Here is a 16038-nt window from a genome sequence, read left to right as displayed (position 1 = left end):
TCCCCCACAGATTACAATTCAGCTAAAATATCACTAATTATATCGTCAATACTGACATCTCTACTAGCTCCAGTTGTACGAAGCTTTAATTCAACTATACCTTCATCTGCTTTAGCTCCTACGACAACCCTTATAGGAATACCGATTAAATCAGCGTCTTTAAATTTAACTCCAGCCCGCTCTTGGCGGTCATCATATAAAACTTCAATTCCTTTAGCTAGTAACTGTTCGTATATTAAAGTAGCTAGTTCTCTTTGCTTATCATTTTTAACATTAACTGGGATTACATGAACTTGGAAAGGAGCGACCTCCTTAGGCCAAACAATTCCATTCTCATCGCTATGTTGCTCTACAATAGCAGCTACAGTTCTTGATACTCCAATACCATAACAACCCATTACCATAAGCTGAGAACTGCCATTTTCATCGAGATATTTAGCACCCATTGCTTCGCTATATTTTGTTCCAAGCTTAAATACATGTCCAACTTCAATTCCTTGACTAAAGCTAACTGCAGCCTGACACTTCGGACAAGGCTCACCTTCTTTGATGTTCCGTAAATCGGCAAACTTTTCAACTGCGAAGTCCCTTGGATAATTTACTTGCTTATAATGATAATCAACCTTGTTCGCACCACATACGGCATTATCTGCATATTGTATTTTATTATCAGCTACGATTTTGATTTTATCGATTAAATTAATAGGCCCTACATAACCAGGCTTGTCCCCTGTAATACTTTCAACTTGTTCATCAGATAATAATTCTATTAACTCAGCGTCAAATAAATTTTTCAGCTTTATTTCATTAAGTTCATCGTCACCACTCAATAAAACAGCTACGATATCGTCATCAACCTTGTACAATAAAGTTTTGATAACTTTACCAGCTTCAATACCTAGATATTCTGCAACCTCTTTAACAGTTTTTACATTTGGTGTTTCAACTAGTTCCACTGGTTCTACATTAGCATTTGTAGCTGTATCAGTACCTGAATTTAAGTCAATTACCTCTGCTTTTTCGATATTTGCAGCAAAACCACAGGCACTACAATGTACAATCGTATCTTCACCGATTTCCGACAATGCCATAAATTCGTGGGTTCCGCCGTGACCACCAATTGTACCTGCATCAGCTTCTACTGCTCGATAGTTAAGCTGACAACGGGTAAAAATTCGATGATAAGCATCATACATTGCTTTATAGCTTTCATCTAATCCATCTGTGTTTGTATCAAAGGAGTAAGCGTCCTTCATTATAAACTCTCTTGCTCGAATAACGCCAAAACGTGGCCTGCGCTCATCTCGATATTTTGTTTGAATCTGATACAAATTTACTGGTAGCTTTTTATATGAATTTACTTCGTCTCTCATTAATGATGTAAATACTTCCTCGTGGGTTGGACCTAATACGAAATCTCTTTGATGTCTATCCTGTAAACGCATAAGCTCAGGGCCATATGCATCCCATCTGCCAGATTTCTTCCAAAGCTCAGCTGGTTGTATCGCAGATGTAAGTATCTCCTGTGCACCACTTTTATCCATTTCTTCCCTTACAATAGCTTCCACTTTTTTTAGTACTTTATAACCTAAAGGCAAGTATGAATATACCCCTGACGCAAGCTGTCTAATTAAGCCTGCACGAAGCATCAACTTGTGACTCGCAACCTCTGCATCAGACGGAACTTCTCTCAAGGTTGGAATAAGCATCTTTTGTTGTTTCATCGAGCACTACTCCTTTATAATAAATCTAATTCTTTTTTGAATTCTTCGAGTAAAACATCCTCTTTTACTTTTCTTATAATTTTACCCTTGCGGAAAATAAGTCCTTCACCCTTACCTCCTGCAATACCGATATCTGCTTCTCTAGCTTCGCCAGGACCATTAACAGCACAGCCCATTACAGCAACTTTCACAGGTTTTTTAATCTTTTCTATTTCTTTTTCTACTTGGTTTGCTAGCTCTATTAGGGGTATCTGGCAGCGACCACACGTTGGACAAGAAATGAGCTCTGGACCAACATCATACAATTGTAAGCTTTTAAGTATAACTTTAGCAGCTTTAATTTCTTCCACAGGATCACCAGTTAAGGATACACGTATCGTATTCCCAATCCCTTGCGATAGAATTGAGCCTATTCCTACTGCTGATTTAATTGTTCCTTGATAAACAGTACCGGCTTCTGTTATCCCAACATGTAAAGGATAATTTCTTCTAGCTGCCATAAGCTGATATGCTTGAATACTTAATGGAACATTAGAAGCTTTTAACGAAATTACAATATCAGTAAAATCTAATTCTTCTAGCATTTGTATATGTTTTTCAGCACTTTCGACCATTGCCTCCGCCGTTGGGTGCCCATATTTTTGTAGGAGTTCCCTTTCAATTGATCCTGAATTAACACCAATCCTTATTGGTACATTGTTAGCTTTAGCTAATTCTACTACCTGCTTTAGCTTATCCTTGCCACCAATATTACCAGGGTTAATTCTGATTTTATCAACGCCATTTTCTAGTGCCTCTAATGCTAGTTTATGGTCAAAATGAATGTCTGCCACAATGGGCAACGGAGATAGCTTCTTCAATTCTTTAATAGCTTTAGCTGCCTCTATATCTAAGACAGCTACACGTACTATTTCGCAGCCAGCTTCAGCTAGCCGTTCAATTTGTGCCATTGTACTAGCTATGTCACGGGTATCTGTTGTAGTCATTGATTGTATAGTTACCTTATCGCTACCACCAATTTGTACATTTCCGACCTTGACTGCTAGTGTTTGCTCTCTTCTATACATTATTTACCACCTCTACTAACCTCAACTAAAGATACGAACAACATCTCTATATGTTACAACGATAATTAACAGCATTAGTAATGCAAAGCCTATAAAATGTATAAACCCTTCCTTATTTGGGTCTAGAGGCTTGCCACGCAACGCTTCTATCCCTAAAAATACTAAGCGTCCACCATCTAACGCAGGTATAGGAAACAGGTTAATAATTCCAAGATTTAGACTTAAGAAGGCTGCAAGATATATTAATTGAATAATGCCTTCATTAGCCTGGATTCCTATTATCTGAATAATTCCAACTGGTCCTGCTACATCAGCTTCTACTTGACCTGTAAACATTTCACCTAAGTGGGTAAACAGTAATATAGTAAGATCATACATTTGCCTAAAACCATAAACAAGACTCATAAAGCCAGCTTCTTCAGTCATTTGTTGAATACCAATCCAGCCTGCTCCCGCCTGTTCTGCTGTTGTTAATGATAATGTAATAGATTCAGTACCCCTAACTACCTCTACATTTATTGTTTGATTCGGTCTTTCCCTGACTTCCGTTACTAGTTGACTCCATGTTGTAACTGGTTTGCCATCAACTGCTACAATCTGGTCACCTGGCAGAATACCAGCTTCTGCAGCTGGATTATCTGGCACTACATCACCGATTATACTAGCGTTTGATGGAACACCCATCATAGCTATTACAATCGCAAATAAAAGTCCTGCAAGCACAAAGTTCATTAATGGTCCTGCAAAAATAGTAGCTGCCCTTTGTCCAACGGTTTTGCCATTGAACTTGCGATCATGGGGGGCAATTTGCATTTCGTCATTACCTTTTACAATCATTGCACTATCGTCAACTTTGTATGTGACACTTCTTTGCTCTTGTTCGATACGGATATACATATCTTTTTCTATATCAAATGATTCAATCTTACCAATTACATCGTACTTTGAATGAGGTTTCAAATCAATTTTAGTGACCTTATGCTCATTATCTAATTGTAGACCTACTCTTATGCCGTTTTTCATCTCGTAGGATTCCGGGTCCTCTCCCGCCATCCTAACAAAGCCACCTAATGGTAAGGCACGAATTGTATAAAGTGTCTCTCCCCTTTTAAAAGATATCACCTTAGGCCCAAAACCAATTGCAAATTCACGAACTAGAATGCCGACTCTTTTTGCTACGAGATAGTGACCTAATTCATGTATAAAAACTAGTACCCCAAAAACTATTATAGCAGCTATCGCTGTTTGCATAGTATTTCACCACCATTTAATATTTGCTCTCTAGCCCATAAATCAGCTTCAATAACTTCTTCAAGGGTAGGATTTTGCTTGACAGTATGTCTTAGCAATATTTCTCTAATTATATGCTCAATTTGTAAAAATTCGATACGCTTTTCTAAAAATAATTGTACAGCTACTTCATTCGCTGCATTCATAACAGCTGGTGCAGTCCCACCAGTTCGCCCTGCTTCATAGGCAATATTTAAACATTGAAAAGTCTCGGTATCAGGCTTTTCAAAGTGTAGCTTCCCCAACTCAATCAAGTCTAACTGTTTTTGTTGGTTGATTAATCTGTTAGGATATGACAATGCATACTGAATCGGCACTCTCATGTTTGGTGTTCCTAGCTGCGCAATCACTGATGTGTCTACAAATTCAACCATCGAATGTATAATACTTTCTGGGTGTACAACGACTTTAATATTATCATAATCAATGTTAAACAGCCAATGTGCTTCAATTACTTCTAAGCCTTTATTCATTAATGTAGCAGAGTCAATTGTAATTTTTGCTCCCATACTCCAGTTAGGATGCTTTAATGCTTCTTCTACAGTCACACCAATCAGATCCGTTTTCTTCTTACCACGGAATGTTCCCCCCGATGCAGTAACATGTAAATTTTTTATTGAGCTCATATCCTCACCCTGTAAACATTGAAAAATAGCAGAATGTTCGCTATCGACAGGGATAATTTTTGTATTATATTGCTTAGCCAAATCCATTACTATTGACCCAGCAGCTACTAGAGTTTCTTTGTTGGCTAAGGCAATTGTAGTACCATTTTTGATAGCTGTTATTGTTGGTAATAATCCTAATGTTCCCACAACTGCGGTTACTAAAATATCCACATCCTTTAATGCGGCAATTGTAATCAAGCCTGTAGCGCCATATAAAATCTCTACTCTAGGCCTAACATCATCAATTCTAATTGCTAATTCCTTTGCTAAAAGCTCGTTCTCAACTGAAACAATCTGTGGTTTAAGTTCACGAATTTGCTGTTCTAACACTTCTAGATTTTTCCCAGCTGCTAGTCCAATAACTTTATACGCATGCTTTTGCTCTTTCACTATATCTATTGTTTGTGTTCCTATAGAACCAGTAGATCCTAAGATAGCAATTTTCTTCATATGTCACCTCAAAAATTATCGTAACTATAAATAATATCTATATGTATAAAATAAATACATAGACAACAGGAAATACAAATAGCACACTATCAAAACGGTCAAGAATTCCTCCGTGTCCAGGTAGTATTTTTCCAGAATCTTTAATATTATAAGATCTCTTATAAGCAGACTCCACTAAGTCACCGACCTGCCCAATAATAGCAATGACAAATCCGAGTAAGATTTGTTGACTATATGATAGTGTCGGAAAAGCAACTGGAGTTAACAGTATAATCACGAGAACAGATAATAACGTTCCACCAACTGCACCAGCTACTGTTTTCTTTGGGCTTATAGATTCCCACAGTTTCGGACCTCTACCTTTTAGTAATGATCCAGTAAAATATGCCCCCGTGTCCGTTGCCCATATCGCTAATAATATCATAACTGTAAATAAAAAGGTTGTATGTTCACGCACTAAGAATATTGAATAAAATCCAATACCTATGTATAGCGCAGAAAAGTATGCAAAAGCCATTTGATCAAAATTAATTCTATTACTACTTAGAACAGGTATAATAAGTGCAATTAAAAGTGTTAATATAATTCCTTCCATTGTAAAAAAGTTATAATCTAATAAGCTTTGTCCAAATATTATAATTACTAGGGCAAAAGCAAATAAACTTGCAATAGAGGTTGCTTTAGCAAACTTCATTGTTTGGAGTTCATGCATACCAATTAATGCAAGTAATGTTATTAATAACAATAAATATATTTGTCCAACATAAATTATAGACAAAAAAGCTATACCGCCAATAATGCCAGTAATGATTCGCTGTTTCACAAGTAACCTCCTTAATTCAATCCGCCATACCTTCTCGCTCTTTTCATGTAATTATGTATTACCCGATAATATTCAGTAACTGAAAAGTCAGGCCAAAGGGTTTCTGTGAAGTAAAATTCTGTATAAGCTAACTGCCATAACAGAAAGTTACTCAATCTCATCTCACCACTTGTGCGTATTAGTAAGTCAGGATCTGGTAATCCGTTAGTCATAAGTTTACTCTCTAAGGTCTCTTCAACAACATCTTCAACATCTAGTAAACCGTTTCTTACTTCTACAGCGATTTCCTTAACAGCTTCTATAATTTCAAGTCTACTACCATAATTCAGAGCAAAGTTTAATACCATACCATTATTATGTTTTGTCTCATTAACAGCAACTTCGATAGCTTTCCTAGTGTAATCTGGAAGCTGAGTTGCGTTCCCAATCATTTTTACTTGCACATTATTTTTTATAAGCTCATTGAGTTCCGATTGTAGATATTCCTCTGGCAGTCTCATTAAAAAACTAACTTCATCATCAGGTCGCTTCCAGTTCTCCGTTGAGAAAGCGTATAACGTCAAAAACTCTATCCCTAAATTACTAGATTCTCGTGTTATTTGTTTAACTGTTTGCATTCCTGCTTTATGACCAGCCATCCTAGGTAAGCCTCTTTTTTTAGCCCAGCGTCCGTTTCCATCCATAATCATAGCTATATGCTTTGGTAAGAGATCTTTTTTTTCTACGAGTAACCCTTTTAGGGTTGTATCATCTTTTTGAAATTTGGCCTTAATTTCTTCAATATATTTTCTCATAATAGACTCCCCTAAACAAAACTTGGTATTCAGCAAGTCGATAGACGCAGGTGAAAAAAATATTTGTAAAAAACCCCCTCACCCATTATATGAGGGGGTTTTGCTTTATATTATACTGCTAATATATCTTCTTCTTTAGCCTGTAGCAATTCATCTACAGTCTTGATAAATCTATCAGTCGATTTCTGGATATCATCCTGGAGCTTTCTTGACTCATCCTCTGATATATCGGCGTTTTTCTCCATTTTCTTTATTTCATCGTTAGCGTCTCTACGAACATTTCTAATAGCAACTCTTGTTGCTTCAGCTGTTTTTTTAGCTAATTTAACTAATTCTTGACGTCGTTCTTCTGTTAAAATTGGTAGTGGTATACGAATAATATTACCATCATTCATAGGAGATAATCCAAGATCTGCTTTCTGGATTGCTCGCTCGATTTCAGATATTAAACTTTTATCCCATGGCTGGATAGTTAACAAACGGGCTTCAGGGGCTGTTATGTTTGCCGTCTGATTGATAGGTGTAGGAACACCATAATAATCAACCACAACTTTATCTAATAAAGATGGATTAGCCCTGCCAGCTCTGATTGTTGTAAAATCTTGTTTCAATACATTAATCGCTTTTCCCATACGCTCTTCAGCTTGAACAATTACATTACTCATTATTATTCCTCCTAACCTCAGTTCCTATTTTATCACCTAATACTACTTTTAATATATTACCATGTTTTGTTATATTAAAGACAATAATTTCTATTTGATTTTCCATACATAATGTAATAGCTGTTTTATCCATAACAGCTAGACCTTGATTGATGACATCCATAAAATCTAATTCGTCATACTTCGTAGCATTCATATCAATCGCTGGATCTGCTGTGTATACACCGTCCACATTATTTTTAGCCATTAAAATTACATCTGCTTCTATTTCAGCGGCCCTTAATGCCGCCGTTGTATCTGTAGAAAAGAAAGGATTACCAGTTCCAGCAGCAAAAATAACAACTCTTCCTTTTTCAAGGTGACGCATTGCTCTTCTTCTTATGTAAGGTTCGGCAACCTGACGCATTTCAATAGAAGTCTGGACTCTAGTATCAACTTCTTCCGTTTCAAGTGCATCCTGTAAAGCTAATGAATTCATCACCGTAGCTAGCATTCCCATATAATCAGCTGTTGCGCGATCCATTCCCTTTGCGCTACCAGCAATACCTCTCCAGATATTACCACCGCCTACGACAACAGCAATTTGAACATCATGTTTAACTACTTCCTTTATTTGCTGTGCTATAGATTGCATTACTATAGGGTCTATGCCATAACCAAGCTCTCCAGCTAATGCTTCACCTGAAAGCTTAAGTACTATCCTCTTATATTTTGGGCTTGCCACAGAGTGATCCTCCTTTTTATATTTTTGAAAAAAGGGAACACTAATCAAGGTGTTCCCTTATAACGCTTATTTTTAAATTTTTGATTGTGCCATAACTTCTTCTACAAAGTTATCTACACGTTTTTCAATACCTTCGCCTAATTCAAAACGTGCAAAACGACGAATAGATATTTTCTCACCAATTTTTGCAACCTTCTCTGTCAATAATTGCTCAATCGTTACATCAGGATTTTTAACAAATGGTTGTTCTAATAGACATATTTCTTTGAAAAATTTATCTATACGACCTTCTACCATTTTCTCAACAATGTTCTCAGGTTTACCTTCATTTAACGCTTGTGTTTTTAAGATATCTTTTTCTTTAGCTATTTCTTCTTGGGAAACTTCATCCCTAGAAACATATGAAGGATTTGCCGCTGCGATATGCATAGCAATATCTTTAGTTAAGTTTCTAAAATCGTCTGTTTTTGCAACAAAGTCTGTTTCACAGTTAACTTCAACTAATACTCCAATGCGACCTGCACCATGAATATAAGCTTCAACTAAACCTTCTGCTGCTATACGACCTTCTTTCTTCGCTGCTGCAGCTAGTCCTTTTTCTCTAAGAATTGTTGATGCTTTTTCCATATCACCATTTGCTTCTACTAAAGCTTTCTTGCAATCCATCATTCCTGCACCAGTTTTTTCGCGTAATTCTTTAACCTGTGCTGCTGTGACCATTACTGTACCTCCTTAGTTATGTATCAATTATTATCATTATTAAGGGTAGGTGGGCAAGTCCCTACCTACCCTATATTATATATTTCAGTCTACTGAGCAGCTTCAACAGCTTCTTGAGCTTCTGTAGCTTCGTCAATATTGCCTTTAGAACCTTCTATTACAGCATCTGCCATTTTCGCAGTTAAAAGCCTTACTGCACGAATAGCATCATCATTACCAGGAATAACATAATCAATTTCATCTGGGTCACAATTAGTATCTACAATTGCAACAATTGGAATACCTAGTTTTTTCGCCTCAGCGATTGCAATGCGCTCTTTTCTTGGGTCTACTATAAACAATGCTCCAGGCAATTTTTTCATACCTTTAATTCCACCCAAGAACTTTACTAAACGATCTTTTTCTTTGTTAAGCTGGATAACTTCTTTCTTAGGTAATACGTCAAACGTGCCGTTTGCTTCCATTTCTTCAAGCTGATGTAATCTTTGAATTCTCTTTTGAATTGTTTGGAAGTTTGTCAATGTTCCACCTAACCATCTTTGGTTCGTAAAGAACTGACCAGAACGCTCAGCTTCTTCTTTAACTGAATCTTGTGCTTGTTTTTTTGTTCCTACAAACAGAATTGTCTTGCCTTCTTCCGCTACTTGGCGGATAAAATTGTAAGCTTCTTCTACTTTTTTCACAGTTTTTTGTAGATCAATGATATAGATACCATTTCTCTCTGTGAAAATGTAACGATCCATCTTTGGATTCCAGCGACGAGTTTGATGACCGAAATGTACTCCCGCTTCTAACAATTGTTTCATTGAAATTACTGACATTTTAAAAATTCCTCCTATGGTTTTGTTCTTCCGTCCTCATCAACCTCAGAAGTGACCTTTTGGCACCTACTTCAAAGTCCGAGAGACGTGTTTTTTACACCGTTAATAAATATATCATAACCTATATGTAAATGCAATAAAATATAAACAAAAAACAAGCCTATATACTGTTTTTATTGTGTAGGCCAATAATTAACTGTGCCTCGCCGCACATTATATTTAACTCTTTTGCAATTTCTTCAACTGAGTATCCCTGCTTATATAAAATTAGTACCTGACTGTGAATCCCGTTCTCATCTGATTTATCATAATCAGAATTATCGTTAGATAAGTCTTGAGTTGATTCTGTGTCTATTGGGAGATATTCTGAGTTGTTATTTACATACTGCCTATGTGGGTAACGAGCTGATTGAGTAGGAGCTTCAATTTCATATTCATTTGTTGCATCAATTTTGACATCAATTTTTTTATAATTTTCTAGATTTCTAAGTTTTGCTTCTAAAGTATTAACTTTCTTATGCAAAAATGCGATGTCGCTTAGGTATGCTTGATTTTGTTTATGATTTTCCTCTTGAAGCTCTAGAAAATGTCTTTCGATGATTGATTCTAGTTCTTTGATTTCATCTGAATTAGGAGCTTTCTTAGAAATGTTTTTCCGTTCTTTACTAAATAGGATATAGGCTATACCCATAACTCCAACACCAAGTACCAGTAATACAAAGTCCATAACTACCCACCTAATTTATAATGAAATATCTACCGAGTGCCCTTTAAAAGGATGCTTCGTACTTTTCTGATTATCTTTGTCCGACTTGTTTTTCCTATTTTTATTTTGTTGTTGATTACTATTCTTATTGTGTTTTTCTTGATGCTCTTTAATTTTTTGGTGTTCTGTTTGTTGCGTTTCTAGAGTTTTTTGTTGCTCTTTCACTATATTCTTTTTCTGTGCATTTGCTAATTGTGTTTGGTCATTTTGTGGTCGTTGCTGTAGCTGTTCCTGTATCCTACCTGCATCCTTTGTTCTTGGGATTGCTACCTGTAATTCAATTGCCTTTAAACTCATCAGGATCACCTCGTAGGCATAAATGTAATTTCCTTATCCTTAATATAGAAAACTGACCGTCTTGTCTCTTCACGGATAAACTTCGTTTGATTACCAACCACAAATTTCGTACCCGGATAAACCACACTATTAACCTTAATTCGAGCCTTAGTTATGTCTTCTAATTTCATTTCTATTTCTTGAATGCGAGCTGTGCCTTCCAGTTTATATTTTTTCATTGCCTTTAAACTAGCTTCAATTTTCTCTCGCATCGCTTCTTTTTCTTCAGTCATTTTTCCAATTGCCTTCATTTTGTTCAATAATTCTAAAGCCTGTTCCGTTTTTTCTAAATTTGTAGCAATCTCTTTTAGTTTATCTTTTATTTCAGACAATTCTGTGCGTAGCTCGGGGTGAACTCCGACTTCAATTTCTGTTGGTGTGGCCATTGAATTACCAATAACCTTAGCTGAAACCTCTTCACCTGCGCGTAACACTCCGCCAACTATTAGCGCCTTAGTCCCATCGAGGATGATATTATTACCTGCACTTACTTTGCTATGCATAATACTATCAGAAACCAACACCTCATTATCAGCAGATACAATACCGTTTTGAATAAATGATGCCCTTAAGCTTTGTTTAGCTTTCACAAGTCCTTTATGATAACCGAATATACCACCAATAATCTCAATAGACCCACCTGCTTCAACATTTGCACCTTCAATATTTCCTTTCACACGAACATCACCATTAGCTTTAACAGAAAAGCCTGTTAATATATTTCCATGTACCAGAACTGACCCTACAAAGTCAATATTTCCTGTAGAAAAATCAACATCTCCATGAACTTCATATAATGAAAATACGTTTATTTTTCCACGCTCTGTTATAGCTACCTGACCATCTATTAGGGCATATATAGAAGTCCCCTCTTTGTTAACTACTACATTTTTCCCGACTGGAAAACGTGGATCTTTACCTGGCTTTGGCTTAATTTCGTTTCCATAAACATCTTTTCCTGGTTTTCCTTCGATAGGAGGTATCTTTCTTGCAATTTCTTCACCACGCATTACGGTTGGAATATCTTTAACTTGATAGAAATCAACTCTTCCATCTTTAAGTACCAAGGGTGCCTTTTTCTGTTGCTCTAAGTCATCTCGTATTAGCTCAATATAACCGTCAACACCATTTTCAGCTGGAAAACCTTTAGCAATCAAACATGACTGTCCTTTAAAAGCGGCTACATTTTCACTTATACTTTCTAATACATCTTCTTCAATGCCATGGGTGATTCGTGCTTTGATTAATGCCTTTTTTAGAATCTCTATATCGACAGTATCATCATTACATGTTCTGTCTATTTGTAAATATGCCTCTAGCTTATCGCGACTAGCTTTAATAGTTATACATTTATCCCAATTACATGGTTTTTTTTCTTCAATTTTAGCTTCGACTTCAGGTTCTGTAATATTCTCATTTTTTAGCTCAGTTTCATTGTTGTTAGATTCATTGGATGCATTGATTTGATTGTCTGCACTCATAATCTCACCCCTAGCTAACTAGAATAGTTGTTTTTTATGTCTACTTAAAAACCCGCGAAGTCGCAAAATTGCTTTAGTATGAAGCTGTGAAATTCGACTAGTAGAAACTGATAAAATTTTCGCTATTTCAGTTAATGTAAGTTCTTCGTAATAATATAATGCAACGACTGTTTTCTCTTTCTCAGGTAGTTTATCTAGTGCATTAATTAATACTTTTTTTGCTTCGCTAATATCTAATTGCTGTTCAGGTGACAACGATCGTTCATCTGGTATTAATTCACGGAATAAATTTCCTTCTTCACCTACTGATTCATCTATTGAAATAAATGAAACTGCTTGAACATCAATTAACAATTGATTATATTCGCCAATACTAAGACCTAAGAAATTGGCAATTTGTTCATCTGTTACTGGTTCTTGTTGACTGGATTGTAATTTTTGGAAAGCCTCTTCTAAATCCTTAGACTTTTTTCTTATACTTCTTGGTACCCAATCTGCTTTCCTAAGTCCATCAAGTATAGCACCTTTAATTCTCCACATTGCAAAGGTTTCAAATTTAAGTCCACGGTTAATATCAAACCTATCTAACGCTTCTAATAATCCGACGTAACCTAAACTTCTCAAATCATCTATTTGCACTGAGGGTGGTAAATTAATCGCAACTCGGTCTGCAACATAGTCTACTAGTGGCATATAAGATATAACGAGATTCTCTTTTACTTCCTCAGTTTTATTCTTATTCCAATTTTCCCAATATTCAGCTAACTTTTGTGTTGAATAACGGTTAGTCATAACATCATTCCTGTCCATTGACATCAGCGTATTGACGTTCATTGATAAAGTTATTTATCATCATCTTCTAAGTTGCGCAATATTTTGGCTATTGTTTCAGGGTCCATATTATCAACATCTATATCACCTGATTTCGTCTTAATACTATCAATTTTATCATAGTCGAGTGTTTGAAACTCTAAGTCCTCTTTACCATTTTCTATCTTCTCTTCCTTTAGACCTAATTTCCCATCTTTTTCATCTATTTCAGAGTCTGAGTTTTGCTGACTGCCTCTTTCTTGTTTGCCTAATTCTTGGTTATTATCTTCCTTAACAATTTTGTTATTTGTTTCTGTGAATAATTTCATTTCACGCTCTAATATTTTCTCCAAAATTGAAGCTAATATATAGAAAATAACCAATGCAAATATTCCCCGCTTAATTGATGTAAACAATATGTTGCTATTAATACTAACGATAAATGTGAGCAAGAAAGCTCCTAAAGATAATATCAGCTTAAATTTCATTATGATACTCCTATATATACAACTAATTATACACCTAATGATGTAAATAGTGTTTTAAACGACTCAGGGTCTGGTAGTAAGAAAAAGTGTCCTTCAATTTGTGTATTCGTTGCATGACCTGGTTCGATTTGTGTGTCAATTACTAATGCGTAATCACCACTTCTCCCAAGCTCAATTAAACCATAACTCAATATTGCCCCAGCCATATCAATCGCAAGAGCAGGTACACTAGGCTGTAAATTAAGTTTAGTTAAATCAGATAATGCTGTCAGATAAGATCCAGCTAAAATATTACCAACCTCCTGTAAAGCCGATAGTTCAATTTCAGAAAACATATCGCCTTCTTCATGTTCAATTGGTATTTTAATCATTTCAGAGACTAATTGCTTAGCTGCCTCAAAATTCAGAATAAAAAACATGTTTCCAGGAATATCTCCTTCAATTCTCAAAAAAACAGTAACAATCAAATTCTCTTCTCCGCCAACAAACTCTGCTATTTGTTGAAATGGAACGATTTGTACCCTTGGAACATTCATATCTACTTGCTTAGATAATAGTTTAGATAATGCAGTAGCAGCATTACCTGCACCAATGTTGCCAATTTCTTTTAGTACATCTAATTGAAAGGAATTAATATTTTTTAATGGATCCATTATTATCTGTCCCTATCTCATCAATTATTTTTATTTCATCTGAGCTTAGAACTTTATTCAAGTTCAATAGTATTAATAATCTATCTTCTAATTTTGCTACTCCATGAAGATAAACTGCTCTTACACCTGCTGCAATTGGCGGCGGCGGTTCAATTGAGCTAATAGGTATGTCTATAACATCATTTGCAGAGTCTACTATAAGACCGACCTCTACGCCGTCAATATTTACTATTATTACTCTTGTATTATCAGTGTCTTCTGTAACGGACAAGTTAAGACGTGTGCGTAAATCTATTATTGGCGTAACGACTCCACGTAAATCAATAATTCCTTTTACAAAATTAGGAGCTTCTGGAACTTTAGTGATATCTTGAACTCTTTCAATTGACTTAACTTGGTTAACGTCTACACCATATTCTTGCTCACGTAGTCGAAATACGATAACCTTGATTTCCTTACTAATATAGTTTTTCCCTTCAGTATTCAAGTCACTACCCCCTCAACTTATATAGTAATCAGTTTTTAGACTATTTAATTTGACACTTTAAATGTGCTATTGCAACAAGCATAGTTTGTATAGTTAATTATGTCAATTGATAATTTAACAACTTAATATTTAACACACTTTATTATTTCTTTAGCTATATCTTGTACAGGTACGACAATATCAATTTCACCCGTTTCTATTGCTACCCTTGGCATACCATACACTATACAGGTGCTTTGGTCTTCAGCGATAGAATGTGCATACCCAGCTTTTTTTATTGATACTAATCCTTTAGCGCCGTCCCCTCCCATTCCTGTCATTATCACAATAACTTTATTTGCATCATTAATTTTAGCTATAGAATGAAATAAGTAATCTACAGAAGGCTTATGCCCTGACATTGGCTCAGCCTGAGAGCTAGTATGTAGCTTATATCGATTATTGGCAGTGAAGACAACTCCCATTTGCTTGCCGCCAGGAGCCACATATGCACAGCCGTTTTGCAATGGCATATTGTCAGAAGCCTCTACTACATTAATTTCGCACAAAGTATTTAACCTATCTGCCAATGATTTAGTAAATCCTGCTGGCATATGTTGCACAACTACAATACTTGCGGGCAAATCACCTGGAAGACCTGCAAGCACTGTTTGTAAAGCTCTTGGACCTCCTGTAGACGTACCTATTGCTATGATAGTATTTACTTTACTAGCTTCGGTTTCAAAACTTTTAGTCTCTGAGCTATGCGTTTTTTGGTTCGCGCTACTTTGCTGTGGACTCTGATGTTTAATTTGAATTTTATCTCTTAAACTAGCCTTTGGTATCTGGGAAATTCTCACTTTATTTTTTCCAGCTAGTTTTACTTTAGTTATTATCTCATCTTGTACTTTATGTATATCAAGGGATATAGCCCCTGATGGTTTACCAATAAAATCGAATGCCCCAAGTTCTAATGCTTTAATTGTCTCAGTAGCTCCCTCATGGGTTAAACTGCTAAGCATTATAACTGGTAGTGGAAATTTCCTCATAATTTCCCGTAGTGTTGAAATACCGTCAAGTACGGGCATTTCAATGTCTAAGGTGACAACATCTGGTTTCAATTTCTCTATCTTAACAAGTGAATCTTGACCGTTACGTGCTGTTCCAATGACTTCAATTTCAGGGTCTAGTGTCAATATGTCAGAAATTACTTTTCTCATAAATGCTGAATCATCAACTACTAGAACTTTGATTTTATCTCTAAGCACCCTACTGTTCACCTGCCGATCAAT

General features: G+C 35.9%; 18 protein-coding genes. All 18 read right to left on the bottom strand.

Annotated features, from left to right (window positions below; all coding sequences use genetic code 11):
- Positions 1-11: 11 nt before the first annotated feature.
- The 18 genes from BHF68_RS02970 to BHF68_RS02885 all read right to left on the bottom strand — a co-directional run bounded on the left by BHF68_RS02970 (position 12) and on the right by BHF68_RS02885 (position 16014).
- A complete protein-coding gene (locus BHF68_RS02970; RefSeq protein ID WP_069642133.1) occupies positions 12-1724 on the bottom strand; it encodes a proline--tRNA ligase in 1713 nt (570 codons plus the stop codon).
- A gap of 14 nt (positions 1725-1738) precedes the next feature.
- Positions 1739-2791 carry a flavodoxin-dependent (E)-4-hydroxy-3-methylbut-2-enyl-diphosphate synthase gene (gene ispG, locus BHF68_RS02965; protein ID WP_069642132.1) on the bottom strand — a complete coding sequence of 351 codons (1053 nt, stop codon included), beginning with the start codon at positions 2789-2791 and terminating at the stop codon, positions 1739-1741.
- A 21-nt stretch (positions 2792-2812) separates the two neighbouring features.
- Positions 2813-4042 carry an RIP metalloprotease RseP gene (gene rseP / locus BHF68_RS02960; RefSeq protein WP_069642131.1) on the bottom strand — a complete coding sequence of 410 codons (1230 nt, stop codon included), beginning with the start codon at positions 4040-4042 and terminating at the stop codon, positions 2813-2815.
- Positions 4027-5199 (bottom strand): 1-deoxy-D-xylulose-5-phosphate reductoisomerase, encoded by a 1173-nt coding sequence (locus BHF68_RS02955; protein WP_069642130.1) that lies wholly within the window; start codon positions 5197-5199, stop codon positions 4027-4029. The genes rseP and BHF68_RS02955 overlap by 16 nt, the downstream gene beginning before the upstream one ends.
- Before the next feature lie 37 nt (positions 5200-5236).
- Positions 5237-6022: a phosphatidate cytidylyltransferase gene (locus BHF68_RS02950; RefSeq protein ID WP_069642129.1), complete on the bottom strand. Its 786-nt coding sequence runs from the start codon at positions 6020-6022 to the stop codon at positions 5237-5239.
- Between the two features lie 11 nt (positions 6023-6033).
- Complete coding sequence (uppS, locus tag BHF68_RS02945) at positions 6034-6816, bottom strand: undecaprenyl pyrophosphate synthase (protein WP_069642128.1); 783 nt, start codon at positions 6814-6816, stop codon at positions 6034-6036.
- Positions 6817-6926: 110 nt separating this feature from the next.
- Positions 6927-7481 (bottom strand): ribosome recycling factor, encoded by a 555-nt coding sequence (frr, locus tag BHF68_RS02940; protein WP_069642127.1) that lies wholly within the window; start codon positions 7479-7481, stop codon positions 6927-6929.
- A complete protein-coding gene (gene pyrH, locus BHF68_RS02935) occupies positions 7474-8205 on the bottom strand; it encodes a UMP kinase (RefSeq protein ID WP_069642126.1) in 732 nt (243 codons plus the stop codon). Before pyrH ends, frr begins: the two co-directional genes overlap by 8 nt.
- Before the next feature lie 72 nt (positions 8206-8277).
- Positions 8278-8925 carry a translation elongation factor Ts gene (tsf, locus tag BHF68_RS02930; RefSeq protein WP_069642125.1) on the bottom strand — a complete coding sequence of 216 codons (648 nt, stop codon included), beginning with the start codon at positions 8923-8925 and terminating at the stop codon, positions 8278-8280.
- Between the two features lie 89 nt (positions 8926-9014).
- Positions 9015-9746, bottom strand: a complete 732-nt coding sequence (gene rpsB / locus BHF68_RS02925; RefSeq protein ID WP_069642124.1) for a 30S ribosomal protein S2 — start codon at positions 9744-9746, stop codon at positions 9015-9017.
- A gap of 160 nt (positions 9747-9906) precedes the next feature.
- Positions 9907-10473 carry a DUF6115 domain-containing protein gene (locus BHF68_RS02920; protein WP_069642123.1) on the bottom strand — a complete coding sequence of 189 codons (567 nt, stop codon included), beginning with the start codon at positions 10471-10473 and terminating at the stop codon, positions 9907-9909.
- A 15-nt stretch (positions 10474-10488) separates the two neighbouring features.
- Positions 10489-10809: a hypothetical protein gene (locus BHF68_RS02915; protein WP_069642122.1), complete on the bottom strand. Its 321-nt coding sequence runs from the start codon at positions 10807-10809 to the stop codon at positions 10489-10491.
- 5 nt (positions 10810-10814) lie between these two features.
- The gene (locus BHF68_RS02910; protein ID WP_084019159.1) at positions 10815-12329 is read right to left on the bottom strand and encodes a FapA family protein; all 1515 of its coding nucleotides are present in this window, start codon (positions 12327-12329) and stop codon (positions 10815-10817) included.
- Between the two features lie 18 nt (positions 12330-12347).
- Positions 12348-13121: a FliA/WhiG family RNA polymerase sigma factor gene (locus BHF68_RS02905; protein WP_069642121.1), complete on the bottom strand. Its 774-nt coding sequence runs from the start codon at positions 13119-13121 to the stop codon at positions 12348-12350.
- Between the two features lie 50 nt (positions 13122-13171).
- Positions 13172-13627 (bottom strand): hypothetical protein, encoded by a 456-nt coding sequence (locus tag BHF68_RS02900; protein WP_069642120.1) that lies wholly within the window; start codon positions 13625-13627, stop codon positions 13172-13174.
- Between the two features lie 26 nt (positions 13628-13653).
- Positions 13654-14280: a chemotaxis protein CheC gene (locus BHF68_RS02895; protein ID WP_069642119.1), complete on the bottom strand. Its 627-nt coding sequence runs from the start codon at positions 14278-14280 to the stop codon at positions 13654-13656.
- A complete protein-coding gene (locus BHF68_RS02890; RefSeq protein ID WP_069642118.1) occupies positions 14258-14767 on the bottom strand; it encodes a chemotaxis protein CheW in 510 nt (169 codons plus the stop codon). Before BHF68_RS02890 ends, BHF68_RS02895 begins: the two co-directional genes overlap by 23 nt.
- A 122-nt stretch (positions 14768-14889) precedes the next feature.
- The gene (locus tag BHF68_RS02885; RefSeq protein ID WP_084019158.1) at positions 14890-16014 is read right to left on the bottom strand and encodes a protein-glutamate methylesterase/protein-glutamine glutaminase; all 1125 of its coding nucleotides are present in this window, start codon (positions 16012-16014) and stop codon (positions 14890-14892) included.
- Between the last annotated feature and the right edge of the window lie 24 nt (positions 16015-16038).

Source organism: Desulfuribacillus alkaliarsenatis, from assembly GCF_001730225.1.
GTDB classification, from domain to species: Bacteria; Bacillota; Bacilli; order Desulfuribacillales; family Desulfuribacillaceae; genus Desulfuribacillus; species Desulfuribacillus alkaliarsenatis.
This window is presented reverse-complemented; position numbering and strand designations above follow the sequence as displayed.